General features: G+C 52.1%; 24 protein-coding genes and 1 pseudogene. 14 read left to right on the top strand and 11 right to left on the bottom strand.

Features of this window, described 5'->3' with window-relative positions; translation table 11 throughout:
* Positions 1 to 25: 25 nt before the first annotated feature.
* On the top strand, positions 26 to 823 hold the full coding sequence (locus tag GSQ70_RS04265) for a DUF1460 domain-containing protein (RefSeq protein ID WP_158781403.1): 798 nt from the start codon (positions 26 to 28) through the stop codon (positions 821 to 823).
* Between the two features lie 104 nt (positions 824 to 927).
* Complete coding sequence (locus tag GSQ70_RS04270; RefSeq protein ID WP_233268246.1) at positions 928 to 4,230, top strand: autotransporter domain-containing protein; 3,303 nt, start codon at positions 928 to 930, stop codon at positions 4,228 to 4,230.
* A 97-nt stretch (positions 4,231 to 4,327) separates the two neighbouring features.
* Here the strand turns inward: GSQ70_RS04270 and GSQ70_RS04275 are convergent, their stop codons facing one another.
* Positions 4,328 to 5,029: a substrate-binding domain-containing protein gene (locus tag GSQ70_RS04275; RefSeq protein WP_158781404.1), complete on the bottom strand. Its 702-nt coding sequence runs from the start codon at positions 5,027 to 5,029 to the stop codon at positions 4,328 to 4,330.
* A 9-nt stretch (positions 5,030 to 5,038) separates the two neighbouring features.
* On the bottom strand, positions 5,039 to 6,283 hold the full coding sequence (locus GSQ70_RS04280) for an alpha-hydroxy acid oxidase (protein ID WP_158781405.1): 1,245 nt from the start codon (positions 6,281 to 6,283) through the stop codon (positions 5,039 to 5,041).
* Positions 6,284 to 6,564: 281 nt separating this feature from the next.
* Here GSQ70_RS04280 and GSQ70_RS04285 point away from each other — a divergent pair, with 281 nt between their 5' ends.
* On the top strand, positions 6,565 to 7,233 hold the full coding sequence (locus tag GSQ70_RS04285; RefSeq protein ID WP_158781406.1) for an aspartate/glutamate racemase family protein: 669 nt from the start codon (positions 6,565 to 6,567) through the stop codon (positions 7,231 to 7,233).
* A gap of 5 nt (positions 7,234 to 7,238) precedes the next feature.
* Complete coding sequence (locus GSQ70_RS04290) at positions 7,239 to 8,045, top strand: hydroxypyruvate isomerase family protein (protein ID WP_158781407.1); 807 nt, start codon at positions 7,239 to 7,241, stop codon at positions 8,043 to 8,045.
* A gap of 35 nt (positions 8,046 to 8,080) precedes the next feature.
* Here GSQ70_RS04290 and GSQ70_RS04295 read toward each other — a convergent pair whose 3' ends face one another.
* Positions 8,081 to 8,566, bottom strand: coding sequence for a MarR family winged helix-turn-helix transcriptional regulator (locus GSQ70_RS04295; RefSeq protein WP_158781408.1), 486 nt, complete (start codon positions 8,564 to 8,566; stop codon positions 8,081 to 8,083).
* A 66-nt stretch (positions 8,567 to 8,632) separates the two neighbouring features.
* Here GSQ70_RS04295 and GSQ70_RS04300 point away from each other — a divergent pair, with 66 nt between their 5' ends.
* A complete protein-coding gene (locus GSQ70_RS04300) occupies positions 8,633 to 9,586 on the top strand; it encodes a zinc-binding alcohol dehydrogenase family protein (protein WP_158781409.1) in 954 nt (317 codons plus the stop codon).
* Positions 9,587 to 9,654: 68 nt separating this feature from the next.
* Here GSQ70_RS04300 and idnD read toward each other — a convergent pair whose 3' ends face one another.
* The 4 genes from idnD to GSQ70_RS04320 form a co-directional block, all read right to left on the bottom strand.
* Positions 9,655 to 10,698: an L-idonate 5-dehydrogenase gene (idnD, locus tag GSQ70_RS04305; protein WP_158781410.1), complete on the bottom strand. Its 1,044-nt coding sequence runs from the start codon at positions 10,696 to 10,698 to the stop codon at positions 9,655 to 9,657.
* Positions 10,698 to 12,074: an MFS transporter gene (locus tag GSQ70_RS04310; protein ID WP_158781411.1), complete on the bottom strand. Its 1,377-nt coding sequence runs from the start codon at positions 12,072 to 12,074 to the stop codon at positions 10,698 to 10,700. The genes idnD and GSQ70_RS04310 overlap by 1 nt, the downstream gene beginning before the upstream one ends.
* 15 nt (positions 12,075 to 12,089) lie before the next feature.
* Positions 12,090 to 13,379, bottom strand: coding sequence for an MFS transporter (locus tag GSQ70_RS04315; RefSeq protein ID WP_158781412.1), 1,290 nt, complete (start codon positions 13,377 to 13,379; stop codon positions 12,090 to 12,092).
* Between the two features lie 90 nt (positions 13,380 to 13,469).
* Positions 13,470 to 14,237, bottom strand: a complete 768-nt coding sequence (locus GSQ70_RS04320) for an SDR family oxidoreductase (RefSeq protein WP_158781413.1) — start codon at positions 14,235 to 14,237, stop codon at positions 13,470 to 13,472.
* 284 nt (positions 14,238 to 14,521) lie between these two features.
* On the opposite strand from GSQ70_RS04320, the gene GSQ70_RS04325 reads away from it, so the two are divergent.
* Positions 14,522 to 15,226: a FadR/GntR family transcriptional regulator gene (locus GSQ70_RS04325; protein WP_158781414.1), complete on the top strand. Its 705-nt coding sequence runs from the start codon at positions 14,522 to 14,524 to the stop codon at positions 15,224 to 15,226.
* Positions 15,227 to 15,397: 171 nt separating this feature from the next.
* Entirely contained in the window at positions 15,398 to 16,651 is a 1,254-nt protein-coding gene (locus GSQ70_RS04330; RefSeq protein WP_158781415.1) for an enolase C-terminal domain-like protein, read from the top strand.
* 57 nt (positions 16,652 to 16,708) lie between these two features.
* Here GSQ70_RS04330 and GSQ70_RS04335 read toward each other — a convergent pair whose 3' ends face one another.
* A complete protein-coding gene (locus tag GSQ70_RS04335; RefSeq protein WP_158781416.1) occupies positions 16,709 to 17,380 on the bottom strand; it encodes an SDR family oxidoreductase in 672 nt (223 codons plus the stop codon).
* 162 nt (positions 17,381 to 17,542) lie between these two features.
* Here GSQ70_RS04335 and GSQ70_RS04340 point away from each other — a divergent pair, with 162 nt between their 5' ends.
* Positions 17,543 to 18,163, top strand: a complete 621-nt coding sequence (locus GSQ70_RS04340) for a TetR/AcrR family transcriptional regulator (RefSeq protein ID WP_158781417.1) — start codon at positions 17,543 to 17,545, stop codon at positions 18,161 to 18,163.
* Positions 18,160 to 18,345, top strand: coding sequence for a hypothetical protein (locus GSQ70_RS04345; RefSeq protein ID WP_158781418.1), 186 nt, complete (start codon positions 18,160 to 18,162; stop codon positions 18,343 to 18,345). The genes GSQ70_RS04340 and GSQ70_RS04345 overlap by 4 nt, the downstream gene beginning before the upstream one ends.
* Positions 18,346 to 18,393: 48 nt before the next feature.
* On the opposite strand, the gene GSQ70_RS04350 is transcribed toward GSQ70_RS04345, so the two are convergent.
* On the bottom strand, positions 18,394 to 19,449 hold the full coding sequence (locus tag GSQ70_RS04350) for an acyltransferase (protein ID WP_158781419.1): 1,056 nt from the start codon (positions 19,447 to 19,449) through the stop codon (positions 18,394 to 18,396).
* 249 nt (positions 19,450 to 19,698) lie between these two features.
* The gene (locus GSQ70_RS04355; protein WP_158781420.1) at positions 19,699 to 20,607 is read right to left on the bottom strand and encodes an AraC family transcriptional regulator; all 909 of its coding nucleotides are present in this window, start codon (positions 20,605 to 20,607) and stop codon (positions 19,699 to 19,701) included.
* Between the two features lie 119 nt (positions 20,608 to 20,726).
* Between GSQ70_RS04355 and GSQ70_RS04360 the strand changes: the two genes are divergently transcribed.
* Both GSQ70_RS04360 and GSQ70_RS04365 read left to right on the top strand, forming a co-directional pair.
* Positions 20,727 to 21,272, top strand: a complete 546-nt coding sequence (locus tag GSQ70_RS04360) for an adenylate kinase (RefSeq protein WP_158785209.1) — start codon at positions 20,727 to 20,729, stop codon at positions 21,270 to 21,272.
* A gap of 14 nt (positions 21,273 to 21,286) precedes the next feature.
* Entirely contained in the window at positions 21,287 to 22,309 is a 1,023-nt protein-coding gene (locus GSQ70_RS04365; RefSeq protein ID WP_158781421.1) for an LLM class flavin-dependent oxidoreductase, read from the top strand.
* Positions 22,310 to 22,368: 59 nt separating this feature from the next.
* On the opposite strand, the gene GSQ70_RS04370 is transcribed toward GSQ70_RS04365, so the two are convergent.
* Entirely contained in the window at positions 22,369 to 23,271 is a 903-nt protein-coding gene (locus GSQ70_RS04370; RefSeq protein WP_158781422.1) for an AraC family transcriptional regulator, read from the bottom strand.
* A 174-nt stretch (positions 23,272 to 23,445) separates the two neighbouring features.
* Between GSQ70_RS04370 and GSQ70_RS04375 the strand changes: the two are divergent.
* The 3 genes and pseudogenes from GSQ70_RS04375 to GSQ70_RS04385 all read left to right on the top strand — a co-directional run.
* Positions 23,446 to 23,562, top strand: a pseudogene (locus tag GSQ70_RS04375) (3-oxoacyl-ACP reductase); the annotation flags it as partial.
* A gap of 13 nt (positions 23,563 to 23,575) precedes the next feature.
* Positions 23,576 to 23,977, top strand: coding sequence for a VOC family protein (locus tag GSQ70_RS04380; protein WP_158781423.1), 402 nt, complete (start codon positions 23,576 to 23,578; stop codon positions 23,975 to 23,977).
* A gap of 380 nt (positions 23,978 to 24,357) precedes the next feature.
* Positions 24,358 to 25,242, top strand: a complete 885-nt coding sequence (locus GSQ70_RS04385) for an SDR family oxidoreductase (protein WP_158781424.1) — start codon at positions 24,358 to 24,360, stop codon at positions 25,240 to 25,242.
* The last annotated feature ends 108 nt before the right edge of the window (positions 25,243 to 25,350 follow it).

A 25,350-nucleotide genomic window follows, 5' to 3' on the forward strand; every position in this document is an offset into this window, starting at 1 on the left:
GGAATTAAGCTGAAGGAGACAGCGAATGAGAAAGTACCCTTTATTATTACTGATAGCCTGTCTGACATCCTGTGCCATGAAGAGTAAAACAGACTATCAAACCCAGATAGATCCTGACACCGAAGCAAAAGCCAATGCTATAATACAATCCATTGTTATCCCGGAAACAGGCCTCCCGCCAGGCGATATGATTGCTCATATCTCTGAATCTTTCCTGGGCACTCCCTACAAAGCTGATACGCTCAAAGGCTCTACTACTACCAGAGAGAGACTGGTTGCTGACTTTAATGGGGTGGATTGTTTTACGCTGATTGATTATGTGCAGGCACTTAGCCTGTCAAAAAAAACGGGAGACTTTCTGTCGGAATTAGTGAAAACGCGGTACGTTGATGGGAAGGTCGATTATCTACATCGTAAGCATTTTTTTTCTGACTGGTATGCCACTCTTCCGAGAAATGCTGAAAATGTGACGGCAACTGTCAGCAGTAATTATGTCATGGTTAGAAAGAACCTGAACAGAAAGGCTGATGGAGGAGAGTACATTGCCGGACTTGGTATTATTCCCCGGGAATTAAAATACATACCAGGTGACTCACTCAATAACTCCATTTTGAAAAATCTCAGGAACGGCGATTTTATTGGTGTCTACACCCCACTGGAAGGGCTGGATGTAACGCACGTTGGCATCGTCATTAAAGTGGACAATGAAGTGTGGTTCAGAAACGCTTCCTCGCTTGAAAAAAACATGAAGGTTGTTGATACACCGCTGCTGGAATATATGAAAACTAAACCGGGTATTATTGTGTTGCGCGCAGTCGAATAATGCCCGACAGATTGCTAATCCTGCCTGGTTATTCAGGTTATCTCATCATGCTCTGGATTGTGAAAATAGTATAAAATAAGGATTTTTTTATTCCACGCGCCAGGATGGCAAAAATGAAAAAACTATTACTGACAACTTCCGTAATGATTTCCCTGTTCAGCAATAAACTCTTTGCTGTGCAAAGTTATCTGGTTTACAGCCCACAGGAAGTTGCTGTGTTTGAGGTTCGTTTCTTTGATACAGGGGATGGTCCCTTTATGTCTGACTGGCCCAAACCTTCAGCGTCGACATGGGATCTTAATCAACAGCAAAAAGAAAAAATACTGCACGCTATGCGTTACTGGGCCGAAATTATTACTCCTCTGCCGGGCGAACTGCCTGCCATTGTGAATGTGGGCACGTTTAATGATGTGAATGCTGCTGGTAGCAGCGATTCAGTCACGGATGGGATGACCAGTATCACTCAGTTACAGGGAGCCATGACGGGCATTGATACCGGTGATTTATCGTTTGGTTCTCACGCTCAGTTCATTATGGGGAAAATGGATTTTGATGATGTGCCATATGTCCCCTCGCAGCTTCCCAGAACCGGCCATACCGATCTGGTCAATGTTGCCATTCATGAACTCGCTCATGGTCTTGGAATTACAAGTATGGCTTCCGACTATAACGGCGCCTTTACTCCTGCTTTTGACTTTTTCCCGTTAGGTACCTGGACGGCCTCATTGCGCGATGATAACGGGAATGCGGCTTATCCGGGGCAGGTAATAGTCTGTCAGGGATGTAATAATCAACGGGTTCCATGGGGATTTGATGTGCGAAAAGACCAGGGGTATTTTACGGGGGAACATGTAAGTGAAGTTCTTGCCGGGGATATGCCTGGTATTCCGGTGAAAATGCTGAATGATTATGGATATGTTGACACTGATTATATGAGTCATATTGAACTGAAAAACAGCATGATGAGTCATCAGAATTACCGTAATTATATGACGTTTATGGAAGCCGAACTGGCCTTGCTGCAGGATATGGGGTATCAGATTGACAGGCGTAACTTTTTCGGTTTCTCACTTTATGGTAATGGAAAGGTGTTGATTAATCAGCACGGATATTTTTTGCGTGAAAGCACTAATGGCGGCTATCAGCAGGGAAAGTATAACACAGCAACGTTAGGCTTAGGGCTCCATGTTTACGGCAGCAATAACACAATATATCAACAGGCTGATTTGTTAACTTCAGGTGTGGGTGGTGCAGGTATTCGTATTGATGGACAAAATAATACTCTGACAATTGAGCCGGAAACGCAGGTCCATGCTGACGGAATCAATGGCCGGGGAGTGTTGTTCGCTTATGGTAAAGACCATAATTTAATTCAGCGTGGGGATGTGCAGTCTCTGGGGATGAACGGTATCGCCATCAGCTTTGACTTCGGTGATAATTCACTGGGGAATAATGCGGAGTATCGCGGCTCATGGATTCATAATGTTGAAGGTTACGCGGCCCCATTATTACCTGAGCTGACAGGGGCGCTTGTGGATAACGTTGATATCAGTGGTCGGGTGGCAGGGAAAGGTGCGGCTATCTATCAGTCCCCGAATGCACTCGTTAACCATATTAATATTCTGAATGGCGCAAAAATTTATGGTGATATTTACTCCGATTATAGTCAACAGGACATCTACGGCCTGCAGCGATTAACCGATCTGTCTTTTGGTCAACGAGCGGATACTGAGGGGCGGGCTACCGGGGAACCAGATCCTCTCTTCCGGTTCAGTTATAAGGGGAAAATAGAGGGGATCGATAACTTTGCCCTGAATATGTTGGGCGGAACCACTTCACTTACCGGAACCCATAAAATTTACAGCCTTTATGTTGCTCCGGGCGCAACCCTGACAGGTAACAGTCATTACACCCTGAATCAGGCAGGAATGTTCATCAACAGGGGAACATTTATCCCCGGCGAGGCTATGGGGAAAGCCAACATTGTCGGCAATTATCAGCAGGGTGCTGATGGAGAGTTGCGACTGGGCATTAATGGTAGCGGAGGGCATGACACACTGGAAGTTAAAGGTCATGCTGAATTCAACGGCAGGTTGTCTTTCGTCCCGCAACGGGACTGGTATTCACCAGGCTGGCGGCTGAACTCAAATGAATTTTTAAAAACCACTTCGTACAGTGGCCAGTTCAGTGAAATAACCGGGCTGTTCCTTTCGCCCACGTTGAAATTAACGGCAGTTCCGGCAACAAATAATGACTGGACGCTGCGAATGTCGCGTGCTCAGGATGCTTACAGTCAGTATGGACGGGATCGCAACGAAAAGAGCACAGGAACTGCGCTGGATAGCATTGTCGGCCAGGCGCAACCGGCGATACAGAAGCTTTATCGTGCGCTAGATTTTTCTGCAGCCGACGGCAGTGATATCGTCAGTGCACTTCAGCAGCTTTCCCCCGCCGCCTGGGGTTCAATGTTTGCAAGCTCACTACATCGGGAGCAACAGATTGCAGATATAATCAGTGACTTGAGTTCAAACAACGGCCAGATAAAACAAGGAGATGAATGGATAAGTTTTGCAATTCCATTCGTTGGAAACTTTGAGCGGCAGCATCAGGCATACAGGTCCGGCTACAGCTCAAACAGTTATGGGATGATAGTCGGCGCGGAAAGGCAAAATGGGGACAATAGCCGGGCATTTGGCTTTCACGGCGCAGTAAGTGGGCAGTCAGTCACGATGAAATCGCCGGATTCAGGCACTGGCAAAACCACGGCTTTTAACATTGGCTTGCAGGCCCGTTATGGTTTCACGCAGCAGGAAGGAGGGTATCTGTCTGGAAACGCGCGCGTTGGTGTGGAAGATGGCTGGCTGGAGCGCCGCGTGCGTGTGGGGGATTATACGGCTAACCACCGGGCAAGCTGGACAGGTCTGGCCGGGTCAGCGTCCCTTGGGGGCGGGTATAATTTTTCATTAAGCGATAACAACAATGTGGGGCCGGTAGCCGGGCTGAATTACACAATGTTGCACCGGCCGGGTGTGACGGAAAACGGTGATGGCAGCGGTCTTAAGCTGGGATCGGCAACGTTTAACTCCCTGCGTTCCAGTGTTGGACTGAAATACAGTGCGAATTATTCTCTTTACTCCGGGACGAAAATTTCAACAGCGTTGAAGCTTACCTGGGACCACGAACTTCTTGATACAAGCCTGAGGCAAACAGCTAATTTTGCTGGTTACAACCGGAGCCGCTTCACTCACCGCAATCAGATTGTGGGACGCAATGCACTCGGGATAAAAACAGGTATGCGTTATCAGATTAACAGAAATGTCGAACTGGGTGCCGGAGTGAGTAGCGAACTGTTTGGTTCCGGTTATGATTCACTGTCAGGTGACCTTTCCGTTAGCTGGCATTTCTGAACATGTTGATTTGCATAAATTATTACCCGGTGCGATTGAATGCAAGCCGGGCAGGCTGAAAGCGTGTTCTTGTTACTTAAAAAGCGCCGGGCGGGGGTTAATCCCGGCACTCCAGTCCAAAAGCCTCATAGGCCTTACGTGCCTCTGCAGAACGCAAGGTATCGAGCAGCATGGCAGCCCCTTGCGGGTTAGCTGCATTGCTGAAAATCCCGCCGGAGAATGACGTCACTTTTTGTACTGCCTCAGGCAACGGACCGATAACTTTGATTCCCTCTACCGTCAGCAACTCGCTGATCTGCTGCACTGCAATATCAGCATTCCCCTTGACCAGCTGCTCAGCGGTAAAACCTTCCGGGATGGTCGTTGCCCGCGCATTAATCTCATCTTCAATCCCCAGCTTCTTCAACAGCGTCTGGAAATAGATCCCACTCGCGCCACCCAGAGAATAAGCCACTGACTTTGCATTCAGCAGGGCGGATTTTAACGCCTCCACGCTACTGATATCGGGTGCCTGAGCATCGGGCAGCATGGCAAGGCCGATCGAAGAGTTAACCAGCTCAACCCGGCTTTCCGGTACAATCACTCCTTCCGCTATCGCCCGATCCATAACTGGTACGGTCAGGATTACCGCATCGGCTCTCTCTCCGGCAGCCATTTTCTTTTCAATGATCGAGGTTGGATTCCAGTCAATCAATAACGGCTGGTCAGGATGTTGATGCTGCCAGTCGCTCTCCAGCCCGATAAACGGTGCGCGGATTGCCAGCGAGCTGAACAGGCGGATCTCTTTTGCATTTGCCATCACTCTCTCCTAATAATCAGAACGTTTTCGCAGATAGCTGCTGTCCAGTCCGGCTGGCGTTTTCACGCCAATCAGCGCCAGATCCCGGTCAATTTCATCGCGCAGTATATGCATAGCATGTTCAACACCCGCCTGACCACCCACGACGGCACCATACAGGAACGGACGGCCCAGAAAGACAAAATCTGCACCCAGCGCCATCGCTTTCATCACGTCCGTGCCGCGACGAATACCGCTGTCGATGATCACCTTCATCTGGCCTTTGTTCGCCGCAATTTCGGGAAGCGTATGCAAAGGGGGAACCGTGTGATCCAGCTGACGGCCGCCATGATTGGAGAGGATCACCGCATCGGCTCCCAAATCGCGTGCAATAAAAGCATCTTCCGGCGACATCAGCCCCTTGATCACCAGGTTGCCCGACCATTTTTTGCGGATCGCCTCGACGTTTTTCCAGTTCAGCTTGTCACGGGCCTGGGTGTTACGCACTTTGCTGGACATCATTGGCGGCCCGCGCTCGGCGTCAGTGTTCTCGAAGTGGGGCGCACCGTGGCGCAGGAAAGTCTGTGCCACGGTACCCAGCAGCCAGCGGGGATTCATCGCGCTCTGGAAAGCGACTTTTGGCGTGATTTTGATCGGCATGCTGAAACCGCTGCGCGTATTGTGTTCCCGGTTGCCCAGCATCGGCGTATCACCGGTGACCACCAGCGTCTGATAGCCAGCCGCCGCCACGCGATCCACCAGCCGGTCGATACGGGGTTGATCTCCCGCCAGATAGGCCTGGAACCACGCATCCGGATTGGCGGCATGCACATCTTCCAGCTTTACCAGTGAGGAGGCGCTGAGGATCATCGGCACATTCATCTCGCGGGCGGCTTTCGCCAGCGCAATATCCGCCTGATAGGCAACAAAAGAAGCGCCACCCAGCGGCGCAACGCCAAAGGGGTGCTGATAAGTATAACCAAACAACGTGGTGCGCTGATCGCGACCGGAGACGTCCCGGAACATGCGGGGAATAAAAGTATATTGCTGATAGGCTTCAAAGTTTCCGGCGATACCGCGCCCGGTTTCCACGCCTCCTGCCACATACTGATAAATCATATCGGGCAGACGCCGTCGCGCATGCCGTTCAAAATCATCCAGCGCCAGCAGGTCGCGAAACCGGCGGGGCAGTTTTTTTACTGCAGGAGAACTGGCGGCAGCCGCCGCTCCTGTTACCACATTTTGCAGTGAAGAAGAGTTAGCAGGTGAAGTCATAATGCGTTCTCACAGTCCATTGGGGTTAGCGGTGAGGCATAACGGCATGACCAGTCATGACGAATAATGCGTTTTATTTGTAAGCGCTTTCAATTCTGAGCAATCATGACTAACATTTCAATAACACCGTAACACTACCTTGGCGTTTTTATGTGATCCGCCTCACTTTACAGAAACATTTGTAAGCCCTTACATTTAGAGTGTACCCAAAAAAGATAGTGGCCGGAGAAATTCAGCCACGCTGAACTTCCTGATTTTAGCGTTTATCACTGGAGAGCTGGATGACTGCAAGAATCGTATTACTACATGCCACACCGGTAGCAATGACCCCAATCCACACGGCGTTTAATGAAGTCTGGCCAGAGGCCGAAACCATTAATCTGCTGGACGACGGATTGTCGATCGACCGCGCCAGAGAGCCGGAATTGTCATCCGCAATGATTGACCGTTTTGTGCGTTTTGGCCATTACGCTTATGACATGCAGGCGCAGGGTATCCTGATTACCTGCTCTGCTTTTGGCCCTGCGATTGACCGGCTGGCAAAAGAGGTGCCGGTGCCGGTACTGAAGCCGAATGAGGCCATGTTTTTTGATGCGCTGGCGCAGGGTAAAAACATCGGCATGCTGGCCACTTTTGGACCGGCGGTGGAGACCATGACCGAAGAATTTAACGAGTACGTGGCGAAGAGCGGTTCCTCTGCCAGATTGAACACCCTTCTGGTGGATGATGCGATTGGCCTGCTGAAAAAAGGGGATGCGGAAAGCCATAACCGGCTGGTGGCAGCACGGGCGAAGGAACTGGCGCAGTGTGACGTGATTATGCTGGCTCATTTTTCAACTTCCCGCGCTGCGACGAGCGTCCGTGCGCAAGTGGATATTCCGGTGCTGACCGCGCCACATGCAGCGGTGAAACGTATGCGGGCCAGCGTGCTTGCTGGCGTGAAAGAGTGAGCTTCATGGCCGAAGACGGAGCGGCTGGCGGACTGCGTTTTTGCGCGAATCTGAAATGGTTGTTCACCGAACTGCCTTTTGAGCAACGGTTTATGGCGGCGGCTCAGGCCGGATTCCGCGCGGTGGAATATGCGCTGCCCTACGGATGGCCGGTTGGTTTTCTGCAGGAAAAGCTGCGTGCGAACGGCCTGCAGCAAATTCTGATCAACACGCCGGTTGGCGCTGCACACTCGCCACAGCGCTCGGGTATGGCTTGCCAGCCTGACTCGGTGGCGGCGTTTCAGCACGGTATGCTGCAGGCGCTGGAGTATGCTGAGGCGCTGGGATGTCCGTATATTCATCTGCAGGCTGGTCTGCAGCCCGATAACGTCACGGCTGCCGCAGCGCTGATGCAATTTTTGGAGAACATCCATTGGGCGAAAGAATTGGCGGAGAAACAGGGCGTGATCCTGTTGCTGGAAGCGATCAACCGTCATGATATTCCCGGCTTTTTTCTCAGTGATTACCATTTTGCTTCAGATATTGTCAGGCAGATTAACAGCCCGTCGGTGCGGCTGATGCTGGACCTCTATCACTGCCAGGTGATGCACGGCGATATCAGCCGCAATATCGCTTCGTTACTTCCACTGGCGGCCCATGTGCAGATAGCCGATGCGCCCACCCGCAGCGAACCGGGCAGCGGCGAGCTGAACTGGCACTATGTTTTCAGTCAGTTACGGCGGCTGGGCTATGATGGCTGGATCGGCTGCGAATACCGGCCGCTCACCAGTACAGCAGAGAGTCTGAGTTGGATGACTGAAAAGCCGGTGTAAGTAACCGGCATCTGTATCGGCTGGGGCTCCCTGATTCATTCAGCTGGGTCCGTTGCCAGCGAGTCCGTTAGCTGCCCGGCAAACCGGCTCATCAGCCTGACCAGTTCGTTAAGATCCTGCGGCTCCCAGCTGTCGAAAATAGCACGGGACAACCTTTCCCGTGCTGCATCCACGCTGTCCGTCATTGCTTTACCTGACGGAGTGATTACCGCTTCCCGCACCCGGCGGTCGAACTGACCAGCACGGCGTTCCACCAGTCCTGCGCTTTCCAGTTTGGCGATCTGACGGCTGACGGTGGTGTAATCGCGGCCTGCACGGTCAGCCAGTTCCACCACGCCAACTGGCCCAAAACGTTCAACGCCGACCAGCAGAGGGAAAAGGGCGCGATCGAGCGTAATCCCGGCTTCACGGATCAATCTTTCGTCGCCCTGTGGGCGGTTCATGACCGCCACGATTTCCAGCATTGCAAGGTGTAGTTGCCGTAATTGCAGGCTTATGTGTGTATTATGCACATTATTCATTGACGATCTCCAGGGTAAGGACTAATGTGTGCATTATACACATATTAATATCGTCAGGAGCAGAAAATGAAAGGTGCCATTGTGAATCTGGACGGTCAGTTACCGGTGTACGGAGATTTTAGCGATCCTGTCGCGCAGGGTGATGAAGTCAGTATCGACGTCTGTGCGGCAGCATTGAGCCAGTTGGTCAGAGGCCGTGCTTCCGGTATGCATTACAGCTTTGAGGGTGAGTTTCCTTTTGTTGCAGGAGTTGATGGCGTTGGCAAACTGTCAGACGGCAGGCGCGTTTACTTTTTCCAGCCAAAAGCGCCTTTTGGCAGCATGGCCGAACAGGCCGTGGTCAGACCCGCACAGTGCATAACGCTACCGGACGGGCTGGATGATATTACTGCGGCAGCGATTGCCAATCCGGGCATGTCGGGCTGGGCAGCGCTGACTGAGCGTGCTGCGCTTCAGAAGGGTGAAACCGTGCTGATTAATGGAGCTACCGGTATTTCCGGCAAGCTGGCAGTGCAGATTGCAAGACATCTTGGTGCGGCAAAAATTATCGTCACTGGCCGAAATCCAGTGGCACTGCAGGAGCTGAAGGAACTTGGTGCTGATGAAGTAGTTTCGCTGGCGGAAGAAGGCGCTGTCCAAATGGCAAACTTCGAAGCGCAATTTGCCCGTGGAGTAGACGTGGTTGTCGACTATCTGTGGGGAAACAGTGCGGAACTGCTGCTGAAAGCGGCGGCAAAAGCCACTGCAGGGTCGAAGGCCGTACGCTTTGTGCAGGTTGGCTCAATGAGCGGCGGCGATATCACCCTGCCGGGCTCCCTGTTGCGTTCAAAGGCCATTGTGCTGATGGGCAGTGGCCTGGGCAGCGTTTCCAACGAAGGTCTGATCCGCTGTATCACAGCTTTGTTACAGGCCACGCCTCAGGCAGGGTTCAGAATTGCCACCCGGGCAGTGCCGTTATCAGATGTGACGAAGAGCTGGTCTGAAAATGACAGCAGTAGCAGAACAGTGTTCACGATTTGACGCTGAAACAGCCGTCATCAATAAGCCCGTCCGGGCACAGGATGCCGGACGGGCTGGGACTGAGGCCCTCAGTTAAACGTCACCTGAACCTTGGCGGCCTGGCTTTTATCGCTGGCCATCTCCAGCGCTTTCACCACTTCTTCCTGCGGGAAGATGGCGGAAAGCAGCGGCAACGGGTTGATACGGCCGCTTTCAAGCCAGCTTACAGCGATGGCGAATTCATTGATAAAACGGAAGGAGCCGGTCAGCTGGATCTCTTTCACCAGCAGCGGCATAAGCGGGAAATCCACCGAAGCGGCTCCCATCCCCAACTGCACAATGCGGCCTTTTGGACGGGTAAACCCGACCGTGGAGGCAATAGCGGCAGGTGCGCCTGAGGCCTCGAAACACACATCAAAGTAGCCGCCATTTTCCAGCCACTGACGGGTGGTTGTTTCATCAGTCGGCGATACGGACAATGAAGCGCCCATTTCCAGCGCCAGTGCGCGGCAGCGTTCACTCATATCGGTGGCGATAATTTCGCTTGCACCTGCGGCGAAGGCCGCAGCTATCACCAGACAGCCAATTGGCCCGGAACCGGTAACCAGCACCTTTTTGCCCACCAAATCACCAGCCTGGTGGATGGCATGGATCGCCACGGCCAACGGCTCAGCAAAGGCCATCACTTTGGAATCAGCCTTATTGGAATAGGGGACACACTGCGACGGCTGGGCGGCGACATAGCTGGCAAAGCCGCCATGGACATGCGGGAAGAACTGGGCGCTGCCCATAAATTTCATTGTCCGGCAGAGGTTCTGCTGTCCGTTGAGACAAAAATCGCAGTGATTACAGGGTTGAGACGGATTGACCGCCACCCGCTGGCCCACTTTCAGGCCGCTGTCCACTGGTGCCTGCGCCACGCTACCGACAAATTCGTGCCCGAGGATCATCGGCTGCTTGAGGATCGACATCCCCGCGCGCCCATGCTGGTAATAATGAATATCAGAGCCGCAGATACCGCCACGCTCGACTTTGACCAGCACCTGGTCATCGCGACATTCCAGCATGAGATCCTCGTTGCGCACTTCATAAGCGGCACTCACCACGCTGGCTGTAATTTCTTGCTGTTTCATCAGTAGTCCCCGGCTTTGCATGGGTTATCAAAAGGTTGCTGGCTGTTTTTACCCGTTCCCTGTTCGTCAGGCAGACGAATAACGGCAATTTTACCCACAAGGAAGGTATAGGCCAGGAAGCCTGCCAGCGCCACGGCGGCGATATACCACATGGCATATTGAAAATTCTGCGTGCGCTGCAGGATCACGCCGATCACTATCGGGCTGACGATGCCCGAAAGATTGCCAAATATATTCAGAAAACCGCCGACAGTGCCAATCAGCTGGCGTGGCACCACATCACTGCATACCACCCAGCCAAGGTTGGAAAAGGCATTGGCAAAGAAGGCGATCGAAAGAATGGCGATAGCGATCGTCGGACTGTGTTGGAAAAAATTGACCAGTGCGATTGAAGTCGTAACCAGCAGGCCAGACATCACCGGCAGCTTACGGGCGAAGGTGCGGGAAGCGCCTCTTTTCAGCAACATATCGCTGAGCGTCCCACCGCACAGTACCCCGGCCATCGCCATCAGATACGGGAACATGGCTCCGATACCGGCTTTGGCAATGGTCAGACCCAGTCCTTTTTCCAGATAGACGATAAACCAGGTCAGGAAAAAATAGAGGGTGGAAGAGGCGGCGAACTGGGCGATAAACAGGCCCCAGATGATGCGCTGACGCAGAACGTATTTCACATTTTTCCAGTTCACTTCGCCGTTGCCACTCTGCTGGCTGTCTGAACCATAGCCACCGCCTTCACGGATATAGTCCAGCTCGGCCTGGTTGGCGCTCTGACTGTGTTGCGGATCGCGATAGGCAATCAGCCAGTAGATACCAAAGAAGATCCCAATACCGCCGGACAGATAGAAAGAGGCTTCCCATCCCCATGTGGCCACAATCCATGACAGCACCGGCGTCAGCAACGCCAGGCCAATGTATTGTGCACTGGCATAAAAGGCCGTGGCGCGGGCGCGTTCATGGTCAGGAAACCAGTTGGCGATGATTTTGGTGTTCGAAGGAAATGAGGGCGCTTCGGCGATGCCAATCAGTGCACGGCAGACCAGCAGCATGGCAAATGATGCCGCACTGGTTGCGAACAGGTGATGGGAAGAAAAGCCCATCGCAAAGGTGAACACGCTCCATAACACTATTGCGCTGCCATACAGCACGCGGGAGCCAACTCTGTCCAGAATATAGCCCACCGGGATCTGGCTCATGGCATAGAACCAGGTAAACATCGAGAACAACAGTCCCAGTTGCGTAGGGGAGAGACTAAATTCGCCCTGAATATGCGACCCGGCGACGGAAAGGTTGGCGCGATCCATATAGTTGATGGCGGTCACCACAAATAGCATCATCAGAATGGTCAGCCGGGATCGGGTGGGTTTATTCATCATGGTAAGTCCCTGAAGTCAATAAGCCGAGTTTGTTGTTGGCAGTGAAGGCTGATGGCTGCTGAACCGCGTTAACGCCGCCAGTAAGACAGCCGCTACCAATGCGCCGCCCATAAAGACATATGAGGCATCAGGACTACCGGTCAGTCCGTTGAGATAACCCACAATCCATGCACCAACAAACGAGCCCAGTGCTCCACAACAAACCACAAATGACATTGCACCAGCCACAACGTTGCGGGGGATCATCTCAGGAATGGCCGCAAAGAAGGGGCCATAGGGGGTGTACATTGCGCCACCGGCAATCACCAGCAATCCCCAGGAGAGCCAGAAATGGGTTGAACCCAGCGTGAAGGAGGCAATAAAACACATTGCACCAAGGCCGAGGAATAACAGGACGACAGATTTACGCTGTTGATATTTATCGGAGAACCAGGATGCACAAAGCATCAGCGGAACGGCCAGCAGATAAGGGGCGGCGGAGAGCCAGCCGGTTGCCACGATACCAAGGCCGGAGGCGGCTTTCAGCATGGAAGGAAGCCACATGATAAAACCGTACATGCCGATGTTCCAGAAAAAGTGAATCGATGCCAGCGCCAGCACTTTGGGCGATCGGAAGGCTTCACGGTAGTTTTTTACCGGCTTGATACTGTCCTGCTCGGCGGCCAGTGCCGTTTCGATCGCCCGCTTTTCTTGTTCGTTCAGCCATTTTGCATCGCGGGGACGATCGGCATAAATTACCCACCAGATTACCGCCCAGATCACGGCTGGCAGACCTTCGATAATAAACATCCCGCGCCAGCCAAAGGCGTTCACCAGGTATCCGGACAGGATCGACATCCATAACACGGTGACTGGATTGCCAAGAAATAAGAAGGTATTGGCTCTGGAACGTTCTGCCCGCGTAAACCAGTGGCTCAGAAATATCAGCATCGCTGGCATCACCACGCTTTCTGCCACGCCGAGAAGAAAGCGGATAACTGCCAGCAGGGCAATGCTGTGAACCATGCCGGTCGCTGCTGCCAGTATTCCCCAAAGTATCAGACTCCAGAAAATCAGTTTTTTTGCAGAGTGTTTTTCGGCATAGATGCCGCCAGGAACCTGAAAAAAGAAGTAGCCGAGAAAAAACAGGGCGCCAAGTAATGACGAAATCCCCGGAGTAATATTCATATCTTCAGCAAGGCCAGCCGCCGCGCCAAAACCATAGTTGGCCCGATCAAGATAGGCCAGACTGTAGGTAATGAAGGCAATGGGGATCAATTTTCCCCAGCGACTGGCGGGTAATTTTCCTGCAATAACGTGATTCATCTTATTTACCTTTAATTGCCCCGTTTTCAGGTGCGACGGCAGAGTTGCTGTCTCGGCTCTGAACCGTTTAAACAGAGATGTTGGGCTTTCCTACAGCGTTGCAAGCCAGCCGCCGTCGACGTAAATAATCTGGCCATTAACATAGTCAGAGGCGGATGAGGCCAGGTACACAGCGGTGCCGATCAGCTCTTCAGGCTGGCCCCAGCGGCCGGAGGGATTACTGGCACGCACCCACTGATCGAATTCGGCATTCTCTACCAGCGCCTGATTCATATCGGTAAGGATGTAGCCCGGACCAATTGCATTGCTCTGAATGTTGTATTGCGCCCATTCCGCCGCCATTGATTTGGTCAGCAATTTGATGCCGCCTTTCGCCGCGGTGTAGGGTGCAACCGTGGCACGGGCGGCCTGGCTGGTCAGCGAACCAATATTGATAATTTTGCCACCGCTCTCTCTGGCAACCATGCGTCTGGCCGCCGCACGGGCTATCAGAAAAGCGCTGGTCAGGTTGATGTCCAGCACGCGCTGCCAGTCGCTCAGCTCCAGTTCCAGCATGGGTTTGCGAAACTGGATCCCGGCGTTATTGATCACGATCTCGACATGCACATTCTCATCATCAAGTTGCCGGAATACTTCTTCTACAGCGGTTTCATCGGCGACGTTAAACAGGAATCCCCGCGCGTTGGCTCCCTGTTCCTGCAGTACAGACAGGGCTTTTTTAAGATGTATTTCCTGAGTGCCGTTGAGGATCACCGAGGCACCCGCCGCCGCCAGACCCTGAGCATAGGCAAAACCCAGCCCACGGGTTGAACCGGTAATCAGCGCAGTTTTGCCGTGAAGAGAGAATAGTGAAGACATATAAAGCTCCTGAAGATGTCCATGTAACATGACTAACAAGTTGAATGCATAAGATCTACGTGATGGGAATATTTTCGGCAATCGGCAGGGGGAAGAAATGTAGTTCCGGTCACATTAATCATGAGTGTTAACATTCTATTTTTATATTAGTTGTTATTTAACAATGCTATAAATGGATTTCGTGATTCGGATCACAATCTGTTTCGGCGCCAAAGTAATACTTGCCAACGCTGGCAGGCCGGTGCTAAAAAGAGACCTGACTTGTAGGACAGGATCAAAACGGCGTGACACTGGAAAGCGTACAAAAGCATAACGTGGTGAACGTTATCTATGAACAGATGAAGCAGTCCATTCAGGAGGGCGTCTGGCCGCCAGGCTGTAAGCTGCCTTCAGAAGCGGAACTGACTTCCCAATTTAACGTCAGCCGGGTCAGCGTTCGCAGTGCCGTACAGAAGCTGAGAGATTTGGGCGTGGTCGTAACCCATCAGGGAAAGGGGACCTACGTCACACGGGATGTCGCACGCTACGGTGCATTCAGCGACAACCAGCCCATTTTGCATCTGTCACAGGAGGAGTTCGACGATATGCGGGTGTTTCGCCAGACGGTGGAGTTTCGCTGTATGGATCTGGCGGTACAGAATGCCACGGATGAGGATATCCGGCTGCTGGAGCAGGCACTTAACCGCATGCTGGTCAGCAAAGATGACTATAAAAAATATACCCAGGCTGACTATGATTTTCATCTGGCTATCGTGAAGGCGTCGCATAACAAGGTCTTTATCCACGTGATGGAATCCCTGAAGAACATCTATATCCACTATCTGGAAGAGCTCAATCGGGTACTGGGGATCACCCTGGAAAGCGTGGAAGCGCATATAAAAGTGTTTATGGCACTGAAAAACCGCGATGCTGCCACGGCGAGCGAAACGCTCAACAGGGCAATGGCACATAACGTTGATGCGATTGAGGTGAAACTCAGCGAAAAATAGCTGCCTGCTATCAGTACCCTGGCGGAATAATGAGCCATTACAATTAACAACGCTTCTTGATTGATCAGAACACAGTGACGAATCTATCTCAGTGAAAGCCCCAAAGATGGGCTTTTTCTGAACTTTTACATGTAGGACATCATACATCTTAGCATCAAGGCGGAGAGAGTTATGGACAGGTTAAAAATTACCAATATTAAAACCCTGCTGACGGCACCAGGCGGCATCGACCTGGTGGTCGTGAAAGTGGAAACCAACCAGCCGGGCCTGTACGGTCTTGGCTGCGCCACGTTCACCCAGCGCATCTTCGCAGTAGAAGCCGCGATTGAAAACTACATGAAACCATTTCTGACTGGTAAAGATCCGCTGCGCATTGAGGATATCTGGCAGTCAGCCGCGGTCAGCGGTTACTGGCGAAGCGGTCCGGTGATGAACAATGCGCTGTCCGGGATTGATATGGCGCTGTGGGATATCAAAGGAAAAGTGGCCGGCTTACCGGTTTATCAGCTGTTAGGCGGTCAGTGTCGGGATGGTATCCCGTTATACCGTCATTGCGATGGCGCGGATGAAGTCGAGGTGGAAGACAACATTCGGGCGAGGATGGAAGAGGGATACCAGTATGTCCGCTGCCAGATGGGGATGTATGGCGGGGCGGGCACCGAGGATCTGAAGCTGATAGCCGGAAAACTGGCGAAGGCGCGAAATATCAAACCGAAAGTTTCTCCGCGTAGTCAGACGCCGGGGATCTACTTTGATCCGGATGCTTATGCCCGGGCGGTACCGCGTCTGTTTGACCATCTGCGTAATAAGCTGGGGTTCGGTGTGGAGTTTATCCATGATGTGCACGAACGCATTACCCCGGTGGCTTCGGTTCAGCTGGCGAAAAGTCTTGAGCCTTATCAACTGTTTTTCCTGGAAGATCCGGTGGCACCGGAAAACCTGGACTGGCTGAAGATGATCCGCGCCCAGAGCAGCACACCGATCTCGATGGGCGAGTTGTTCACCCATGTCAATGAGTGGAAACCTTTAATCCAGCAGCAGCTGATTGACTATATCCGCTGCCACGTCAGCACCATCGGCGGCATCACTCCGGCAAAAAAACTGGCGACCTATGCCGAAATCCACGGTGTACGCACCGCCTGGCACGGACCAGGGGATATTTCTCCGGTGGGTGTGGCGGCAAATCTTCACCTGGACATGAGCGTTACCAACTTTGGCATTCAGGAATACACGCCGGTAAATGATGCACTGATGGACGTGTTCCCAGGCTGCCCGGAAATCGACTGGGGCTATGCTTACCTTAGCGACCGTGCTGGCCTGGGGGTGGATATTGATGAAGAGAAAGCCAGACGTTACCCTGTCACGGGGGGCCTGCCAGACTGGACCAATGCCCGCTTGCCAGATGGTTCAGCAGCGCGACCTTAATTTTCGGGTCGTTCAGGGAAGTCAGGGGGGATTTTCCCTCCTGATGGCGGCTGTTTCTTACCAGCGTAATTGCTGGCCTGAATACTCTACATAGTGGTGGCCGCCTTTGCCCTGCCATACGTCAATCTGCCCGATAATCCCGCCGACGCTTTGCTCCACTGTCAGGGAAGCGTTACTGCCGCCCATATCGGTTTGCACCCAGCCGGGATGAATGCACAGCAGCGTCTGGAACGGGCTGAGCAGAGCGGATAACCTACGGGACAGCATATTCAGCGCTGCTTTACTGGCAGAATAGAGTGGATAGGTCGCTGAAGGGTTTTCATTCAGGCTGGCCAGTTGCGAAGTCATCAGCGCCAGTACACCCCGATCAGCAGCAAGCTGAGGAAGCAGTTCTGCCGCACAGCGTACGGGTGAGATGGCGTTAGTCATAAACAACGCTGCCAGTTCTGCATCGTCGGACTGCTGAATATCCTGATGATCCGGCCCGAAAACCCCCGCATTAATAAAGATCAGATCGAGTTGTTCTTCCGCTAATGAGTGCTTCAGGGCTTCCCGCTGCGTGGCGTGATTGATGTCTACTGTTAACCAACGAATGCCTGACGTTGCCACTGGTGCAGTGCTGCGCGTGGTGGCGGTGACTTCCCAACCCTGCGCGGCCAGTTGATTTGCTAACCCTAAACCGATTCCGCGAGAGGCACCTACAACAAGCGCTTTTTTACCTGTAGCCATGATCTTTTCTCCTGTGTTTATTTCACAATGGCAGTTTCCTGCAGACAGCGCCAGCGTCCGGAACAGTGGACGGATGAGCTGTTACCTTTTGGATAATGGTTTACATTGTAGAATGACCAATCTACAATAAATTATATTCCCGTTACCTTTGCAGAGTGCATAATGAAACCCACGGTCGGTCGACCCAGAGAATTTGATCCGCAGGATTTGCTCAACACTGCACTGGAGTGCTTCTGGCTGCATGGTTACCGGGGCACCTCAATGGCTGATTTGATGAAAGCCTCGGGGCTTGCCAGTGCCAGTATCTACAAACTTTATCCTGATAAGCGCACTATCTTTCTGGCGGCACTCAGACAATATATGGACAACGGTCTGGCTCGTCTTGAGCAGCGTTATCAGCAGCTTTCCCCGGAAGAAGCGTTAAAGGAGACGCTGAGTTTTGGCGTGGAGCTTTCAACCGGCAAGGCAGGTGAAAGAGGGTGCCTCACCATTGCCACGGCGAATGAATTGCTGCCCGGAGATGACGAAATCCGCAGGCTGGTCGGGTATAAGTTCAGCGGTATCGTCAGACACCTGACCGCCATTTTGGTGAAAGGACAGCAGGCGGGGGTATTTCGCCGCGACCAGGATGCCGCTATCCTGGCGGAAACACTGTTTATGCTGCTGGAAGGAATGAGGGTTTACGGCAAAATCCAACCGGACAGTGGTATGCTGGCCCAGGTAAATTCTTTTGTTATCAGCACAATATTGAGCCGTAACGATAATGAAGGCAGTGGCAAATGACCTTGCCCATCGGCACGCAGGTACGGCGAAGAAAATCATTCCGTATCATGGTAGTGCTTAAGGTGATCGGTGCTGCCGTTACCTGTGGCTGGTTCAGCAAAGGAGTCCTGATAAAACAAGTCTTTATCTGCGATGAGCTTCTTGTTGTTGCATATCACTCTGACATCTGGCCGCTGACGTGAACCAGATCGCAAGAAAGCATTTAAGAGAGTATGGGTAGGTCATGGTAATTAGCCGATCTGCGGCTGCTTTCTTTTTCTCTTCAGCATGTCTCTGAAAGCAGGTTCGGCATATTTGGTGATAAACAACGCGATCAAATAGATCATGGTCACCACCGGGATGGACATGAACATCATCACGTAATCATTTTTGATTGCGTGATCGAGTTTCACCAGCAAGGCAATCATCAGGTTTTCATGGATCAAATAGAGTGCATAACTGACAAAACCTATCGCCGTTAAAAAAGGAGTGGAAAGGATTTTCTCCAGTTTTGGAGAATAGAAGCTGGCAATAAATAAGATAAATGCCATCGCCAGAGGAAGCAGTACGCTAAGCCCACTGGTTTTTACATAAAAACTCAGATTTATCAGTATGGCGATAAACGTCAATCCATAATGGTATAGCTTGTCTCTGTTATGCAATCTTTCATACACCAGGCAACCAATCATAAACCAGGAGTAATGGATAAACCCAAATTTCGAGATGACATCGGCCAGCGGAGCGTAACCCATCATTTTGATCGCTGAGGCTGCTGACAGCACCAACATTGGCAGAATCAACGCAGGCAGGCAATATTTTCTGCCTGCCAGATAATAAACAGCGCCGATCAGGATGTAAAAGACGGCTTCCACATATAACGACCAGAACGAACCTTCGAGTGATTTAAATTCCACACCACTGAGCATCGAAAGGGTCTCAGGGTTGGTGAAAATCAGTCCGGGGACCAGGTTTAACAGGGTCGGACTGCCTGCTGGTCTTTCAGGAAACAGGTTTGCCGTGAGGTAGATCATCAGACTGACAATAAACATGGCAGGAAACAATCGCAGCCATCTTTTCTTGAGGAATGAAATATAACTTTCCGATTTATCAAGCGTCATAAAAATGACGAAGCCTGAAATCATAAAAAACAACGGCACTCCAAGATAGCCAAACGCAAATAACGGAAAATCTTTAGTACGGGAGACATAATGCAGCATTTCTGGCCATCGGGAATAGGCATGAAAACCAATAACCAGCAGAATGGCTAAACCCCGCATCCCATCCAGATGTTGTATTCGTGCACGCATGATGCTTCCTGAGTGTGTCAGTGTATGTAAAGATGAGTTACATTATCATTAAGAGATCGTAAATTTCTATCCGAATTACTCCTAAAGAGTGAGCAGGTATTTGAGTACAGACTGGTCTTAAGATGCTGTCATATTTTATTTATTGGATCTGACAAAAGATCCAACAATTAATGTGTTAAAAACGCCAATAAATTTTCTCAGCAAGGATTTTGGGCGGAGGCAGCCGCGTTTAAGGCTGTTTATTAATGCTTAATGGCTGGTTACCTCTTCGCGAGCGTACCGGGCTGGAGGCAGACCAACATAGCGGGTAAATGCCACACTGAAGGCGCTGGCCGAGCTGTAACCCACGCGCTGGGCGATTTCGGCCATTCCCACACCCTGTTCCCGCAGCAGATTTTTTGCCAGAGCCATTCGCCAGGCCAGCAGATACTCCATCGGGGCAATGCCCATCGCGCGGCGAAAACGTTCAAAGAAAGCCGATCGGGACAGCGAAGCCGCTTTTGCCAGCTGGGCTACCGTCCAGGGGTGAGTGGGGAGTTCATGCATACTGCGGATTGCCACGGCCAGCCGCTCATCAGCCAGACCGCGAACCAGCCCGGGTGCTGAACCTGATATTGCGGTGGAACGTAATGCCTCAATCAGCATCACTTCCAGCAGTCGTGACAACACCACTTCACGGGCCGGGCGTTGTGCGCGGGACTCATCAATGACCAGTTGAACCAGAGTGGTCAGCCTGCCGACGCCACGAACATGCACCAGTTTTGGTAACAGTGACACCAGCAAAGCTGCATCCGGGGAGGCAAACTGACAATGCCCCACCAGCGACTGTACATCTCTGGGGCCATTTTGCTCGCCAAGACGAAATTCGCCATTCGGCAGCATAACAGGTGCCGTTTCAAAATGCCCCGGAGGTGGTGCGATGGCGCTGCTCATGGTAAAGCCCTGAACGGAGGGGATCAGAACAAAATCCCCCTGATGCAGAGCAAGAGGAGGGTGACCATCAACAGTCAGACAGGAAGATCCTTCCAGCACCACGCAGTAAAAAGGATCGCCAAACTCAGCACGCTGCACGCGCCATTGACCTGCACCGTTCACCACTTTTGAAAAACGGGCGGCGGGCTGCAGCAACGTCACGACTTCAGTCAGTGGATCGATCATTTCAGGACTCCAGCGAAAGAAAAGGGGGCATAAAATTTTACCCGTCCGGTCTCACTTATACCACGCCGGGGGTTTTATGCTATTTTTATGCAATGAAAAAATCATCAGGATGATGTGTGATGAAAAGAGTGGTGATCATTGGTAGCCCAGGCGCGGGTAAATCAACCGCTGCACTCAGGCTTGCTGCAATAACCAGGCTTCCGGTTATCCATCTGGACCAGCATTTCTGGTCTCCGGGTTGGGTGGAAACAGAAAAGAGCCGTTGGTATGAGAAGGTACAGGCTCTGGTCACCACGCCGCAGTGGATCATGGATGGCAATTACGGCAGCACACTGGACCAACGGCTTTCGGTCGCTGATACGCTGATCTGGCTGGATTATTCATCCCTGACCTGTTTGCGTCGTATCCTGATGCGTACGATAAAATATTGGGGAAAAACACGGCCAGATATTGGTGAAGGCTGTCCCGAGAGGTTCGACTGGGCCTTTCTGAAGTTTGCGCTGAATTACCGGCGTGATAAACGCAGGCGTGATCAGCAGAAGGTTAAGGCTTTCAGCGGTAAAACATGGCAGTTCACGTCACCAAAAGCGCTTGAGGAATTTTTGTCTGCTCTGGCTTCAGAGTCCGGCATTACTCCGAATGACATCTCTGATAATCCCCTGTAAGGAAGAAATTTAGCATGAAAAACATAGGATTTCTTTCATTTGGCCACTGGACGCCATCGCCGCATTCGGCCACCCGTTCCGCAGCTGATGCGCTGTTACAGTCCATCGATCTGGCGGTAGCCGCTGAGGAACTGGGGGCAGATGGTGCCTATTTCCGTGTGCACCATTTTGCCCGCCAGCTCAGCGCGCCTTTCCCATTGTTAGCTGCGGTGGCCGCCCGGACTAAAAAGATTGAAATTGGCACCGGCGTCATCGACATGCGTTATGAAAATCCACTCTATATGGCGGAAGACGCAGGAGTGGCGGATCTGATCAGCGGTGGTCGCCTGCAGTTAGGTATCAGCCGGGGTTCACCGGAACAGGTGGTGGAAGGCTGGCGCTATTTTGGTTATGCCCCACAGGAAGGGGAAAGCGATGCAGATATGGGTCGTCGCCATACCGAAGCCTTGCTGGAAGCACTGCGCGGCAAAGGCTTTGCCAAACCAAACCCGCAGCCAATGTTCCCGAATCCGCCGGGCCTGTTAAGGCCTGAACCGTTTTCCGAAGGGCTGCGAGAACGTATCTGGTGGGGATCCGGTTCCAATGCCACCTCTGTCTGGGCCGCTAAGCTGGGGATGAATCTGCAAAGCTCGACGCTGAAGGATGATGAAACCGGCGAGCCGTTCCATATTCAGCAGGCTAAACAGATCCGCGTATACCGTGAGGTGTGGAAGGAAGTTGGGCATGCGCGCGAGCCACGAGTGTCCGTAAGCCGCAGCATCTTCGCGCTGATGAACGATACCGACCGGGCTTATTTTGGTGCCAGCGGGCAGGGTGGCGATCAGGTAGGCTATCTGGATGAGAAAACGCGGGCGATCTTTGGCCGCAGCTATGCAGCAGAGCCGGAGCAGCTGATTGCGCAACTGGCGAAAGACGAAGCGATTGCTGAAGCGGATACGCTGTTGCTGACCATCCCGAACCAGCTGGGTGTGGATTATTGCGCCCACGTGCTGGAAGCGATCCTGAAACACGTTGCCCCCGCTCTGGGCTGGCGCTGAGTCCTGACTGGCTGGTATTGAAGTTCTGTCACGCGGCACATATTTCCCAGCGTTAAAATTTATTCATGAAATGCCGGAGTGTTCCTGATTTGCAGGATATTTTTCAAATCTGAAGATGGGGAGAGACCAAAATAACGAGCATATTCGCGGCTGAATTGCGTATGGCTCTGATAACCTACCGAATGCGCAATGGCTGTAATACTGCCGCTGGTCGTGGCTAACTTCAATCGTGCCTGCATCAGGCGAACACGCTTTTGATACTGGACAGGGCTGAGCGCGGTGATCGCCTGAAAATGGCGATGAAATGCTGAAACGCTTAACGCCGCCATGGCGGCCAGCTCTTCTACCCGCACGGCTTGCATATAGTTTTGTTTCAGCCAGTTAATCACCTTACAGATGCGGGCAAGATGCGATTCCGGCGTGGCAATATCACGCAGCATCCAGCCCTGCGGCCCCTGAAGAACCCGGAATAAAATTTCCCGTTCATATGCAGGAGCTAAAGCCGAAATTTCCTCTGGCTTGTTGAGCAGTCGCAGCATTCTCACCCAGGCATCGAGCAATTCACACGTAACCGGAGCGACAGAAAATCCGGCGTTATAAGGAGACGCTTTACCTGAATCCGGCATGCCATCCAGTAATTCAGCAACAATCTCAGGCTTTGGCGTCAGACTCACCGCAAGATAGGGTGCCCCGGTTCGCTCATCGGCAAAAACCTTGCCGACGGCGGGCAGATCCACCGACATCACAAAATAGGTGGCAGGATTGTATTGCCACATTTTATCTCCCACCGTCATGCTCTTGGAGCCCGTTAGTATCAGATTAATCATCGGCTCACAGACAGCAGTAAGCCGGTGCTCAGGAATTTCCCCCTGAACCATTGCGATACGCGGTATAGCGGTTTCGGTGATTTTATTCCCGGCTTTTGAAGCCAACAGGCGCAGTTCAGCTAATTCATTTTCCATCCTGATTGAATAACACGGTGTGGGTTCGGCAACAAGATAAAAGCAGGATTAGGCAAATATCAGAGAGAATTACAGGAGTCAGCGTCCGGGGCAGGGCGTAGCCTGATATACGTCATCCTTATCTTTCAGGAGCTTTCATGAAAAATGTTCTGATTACCGGCGGAAGCCGCGGCATTTGGCCGGGTTGGTGACCCTGACGAAGTTGCCCGTGTTATCGCCGGTTTACTGTCTGCCGACTATGGCTGGATTAATGCCCAGACGATAGAAGTCACGGGCGGTTATAGTATTTGATTGCGGAGTTTTTATGCTTGACCACATCTTTATTACGGTAAGCGATACTGAGCGCTCAATCGCTTTTTATGAGCGTGTTCTGCCCCTTCTCGGCATCACCAACCGTCATGATTATGACGGCAACAATGGCCCATCAGGCCATCCTGACCTCAAGGGATTTGGTGCCAATGGACGCGTATTTTTCTGGCTAAGATCGGGCACGCCTTACCCTCAGGCCGTGCATATCGGGTTTGTGGCAGATTCCGAAACCAGGGTGAATCAGGCTTACGCAGAGGCAATTGCGGCAGGTGCAGCAGAGATCCATCCGCCTGGTGCTCAGCTGCACTATGACCCGCGCTATTACGCCGCCCAGGTGAGAGACCCGGATGGATACAGTCTGGAGTTTGTCTATAAAAGCTGGCAGCACGGACGCTGAAAGCATGATTCCGCGAGGTAATATCTCGAGTGTAACCCGGGTAATGCCAACTCTCATTACCTTTCAAAGATGCAATACCTTTATGAAAAAGCTCATCTTCACTGGCGACGGGTGAAATAACATAAAATTAACGTTATTGAGTGTCACTATCCTGTATTCATTGAGGCGAGAATGGCTGTTCACGCTTTTGTTCTGCTTAAAAAGAAATAATCGGCGATTTGTAAAAATCTGTTTTATTTGCAAAGGTTATTATTTGCCTGCCACCACCCGCCGCCAGGCTAAGCGCGAACCTGTTAGGTTTTATACTACGATAAAGCCACTACTTTTCTGTCCGACCGCAGAGGGTAACATGGTCAGTACACTCACAGAGGAGGTCGCTCATGCTTGTATTTCTCACTGGTGCAACCGGTTTTATCGGCTCACGAATCGTTCCTGAACTGCAGGCCGCTGGCCATCAGGTGCTCGGGTTGACCCGATCGGATGTCGGAGCTGAAGCCCTGAAGGCAGCGGGCGTTGAAGTTTGTCGCGGCACACTCGAAGATCCTGCCAGCATTGCCGCAGGTGCTGCACGAGCTGATGCCGTGATCCATACCGCTTTCGACCATGACTTTTCACGTTTTGTTGCCAACTGCGAAAAAGATGTCCGCGTGATCACCGCGCTGGCTGAAGCGCTGAAAGGGAGCAACCGGCCGCTGATCATCACTTCCGGCACCGGGATGGGTAATGCCGGTAGAGGAGGTCCTGCCACGGAAGATGTCTTTAATGCTGACGATCCTAACCCGCGCAAGGCATCGGAAGTTACCGGCAATAAATTTCTGGATGCCGGTCAGGATGTGCGCGTAATGCGTTTGCCGCAGGTGCATGACACATTCCGTCAGGGGCTGATTTCGCCCTATATCGATATCGCCAGAGAAAAGGGCGTGGCCGCTTACGTGGCGGAAGGCAATAACTGCTGGCCCGCAGCCCACGTGTTGGATGTGGCGAAGCTGTACGTGATGGCGCTGGATAAGGGGCAGAAAGGGGCGCGCTATCATGCGGTGGCCGAGGAAGCGATCTCATCCCGCCAGATTGCAGAAGTCGTTGCCAAAGGGCTGGGCATTCCGGCTGTTTCCATTACACCAGATGAAGCTCAGCAGCACTTCGGCTGGTTCGCGATGTTTGCCGGGATGGATCTTCGTGCTTCCGGGCGCTGGACTCAGCAGCAGATGGGCTGGCAGCCAACCGGTCCGGGACTGATTGACGATCTGTCGCGGATGAAATATTAGGTCAGTAACAGAGCGGTTGCCAGACTGGCAACCGCTGACGAAATAATAATTTACAACCGACCTAATGCCATAACTTTCTGACAGCTAACTCCAGGAGTAGAGTATTTT

The organism is Pantoea sp. BAV 3049 (assembly GCF_009765445.1).
In the GTDB taxonomy this organism is placed as follows: domain Bacteria; phylum Pseudomonadota; class Gammaproteobacteria; order Enterobacterales; family Enterobacteriaceae; genus Erwinia.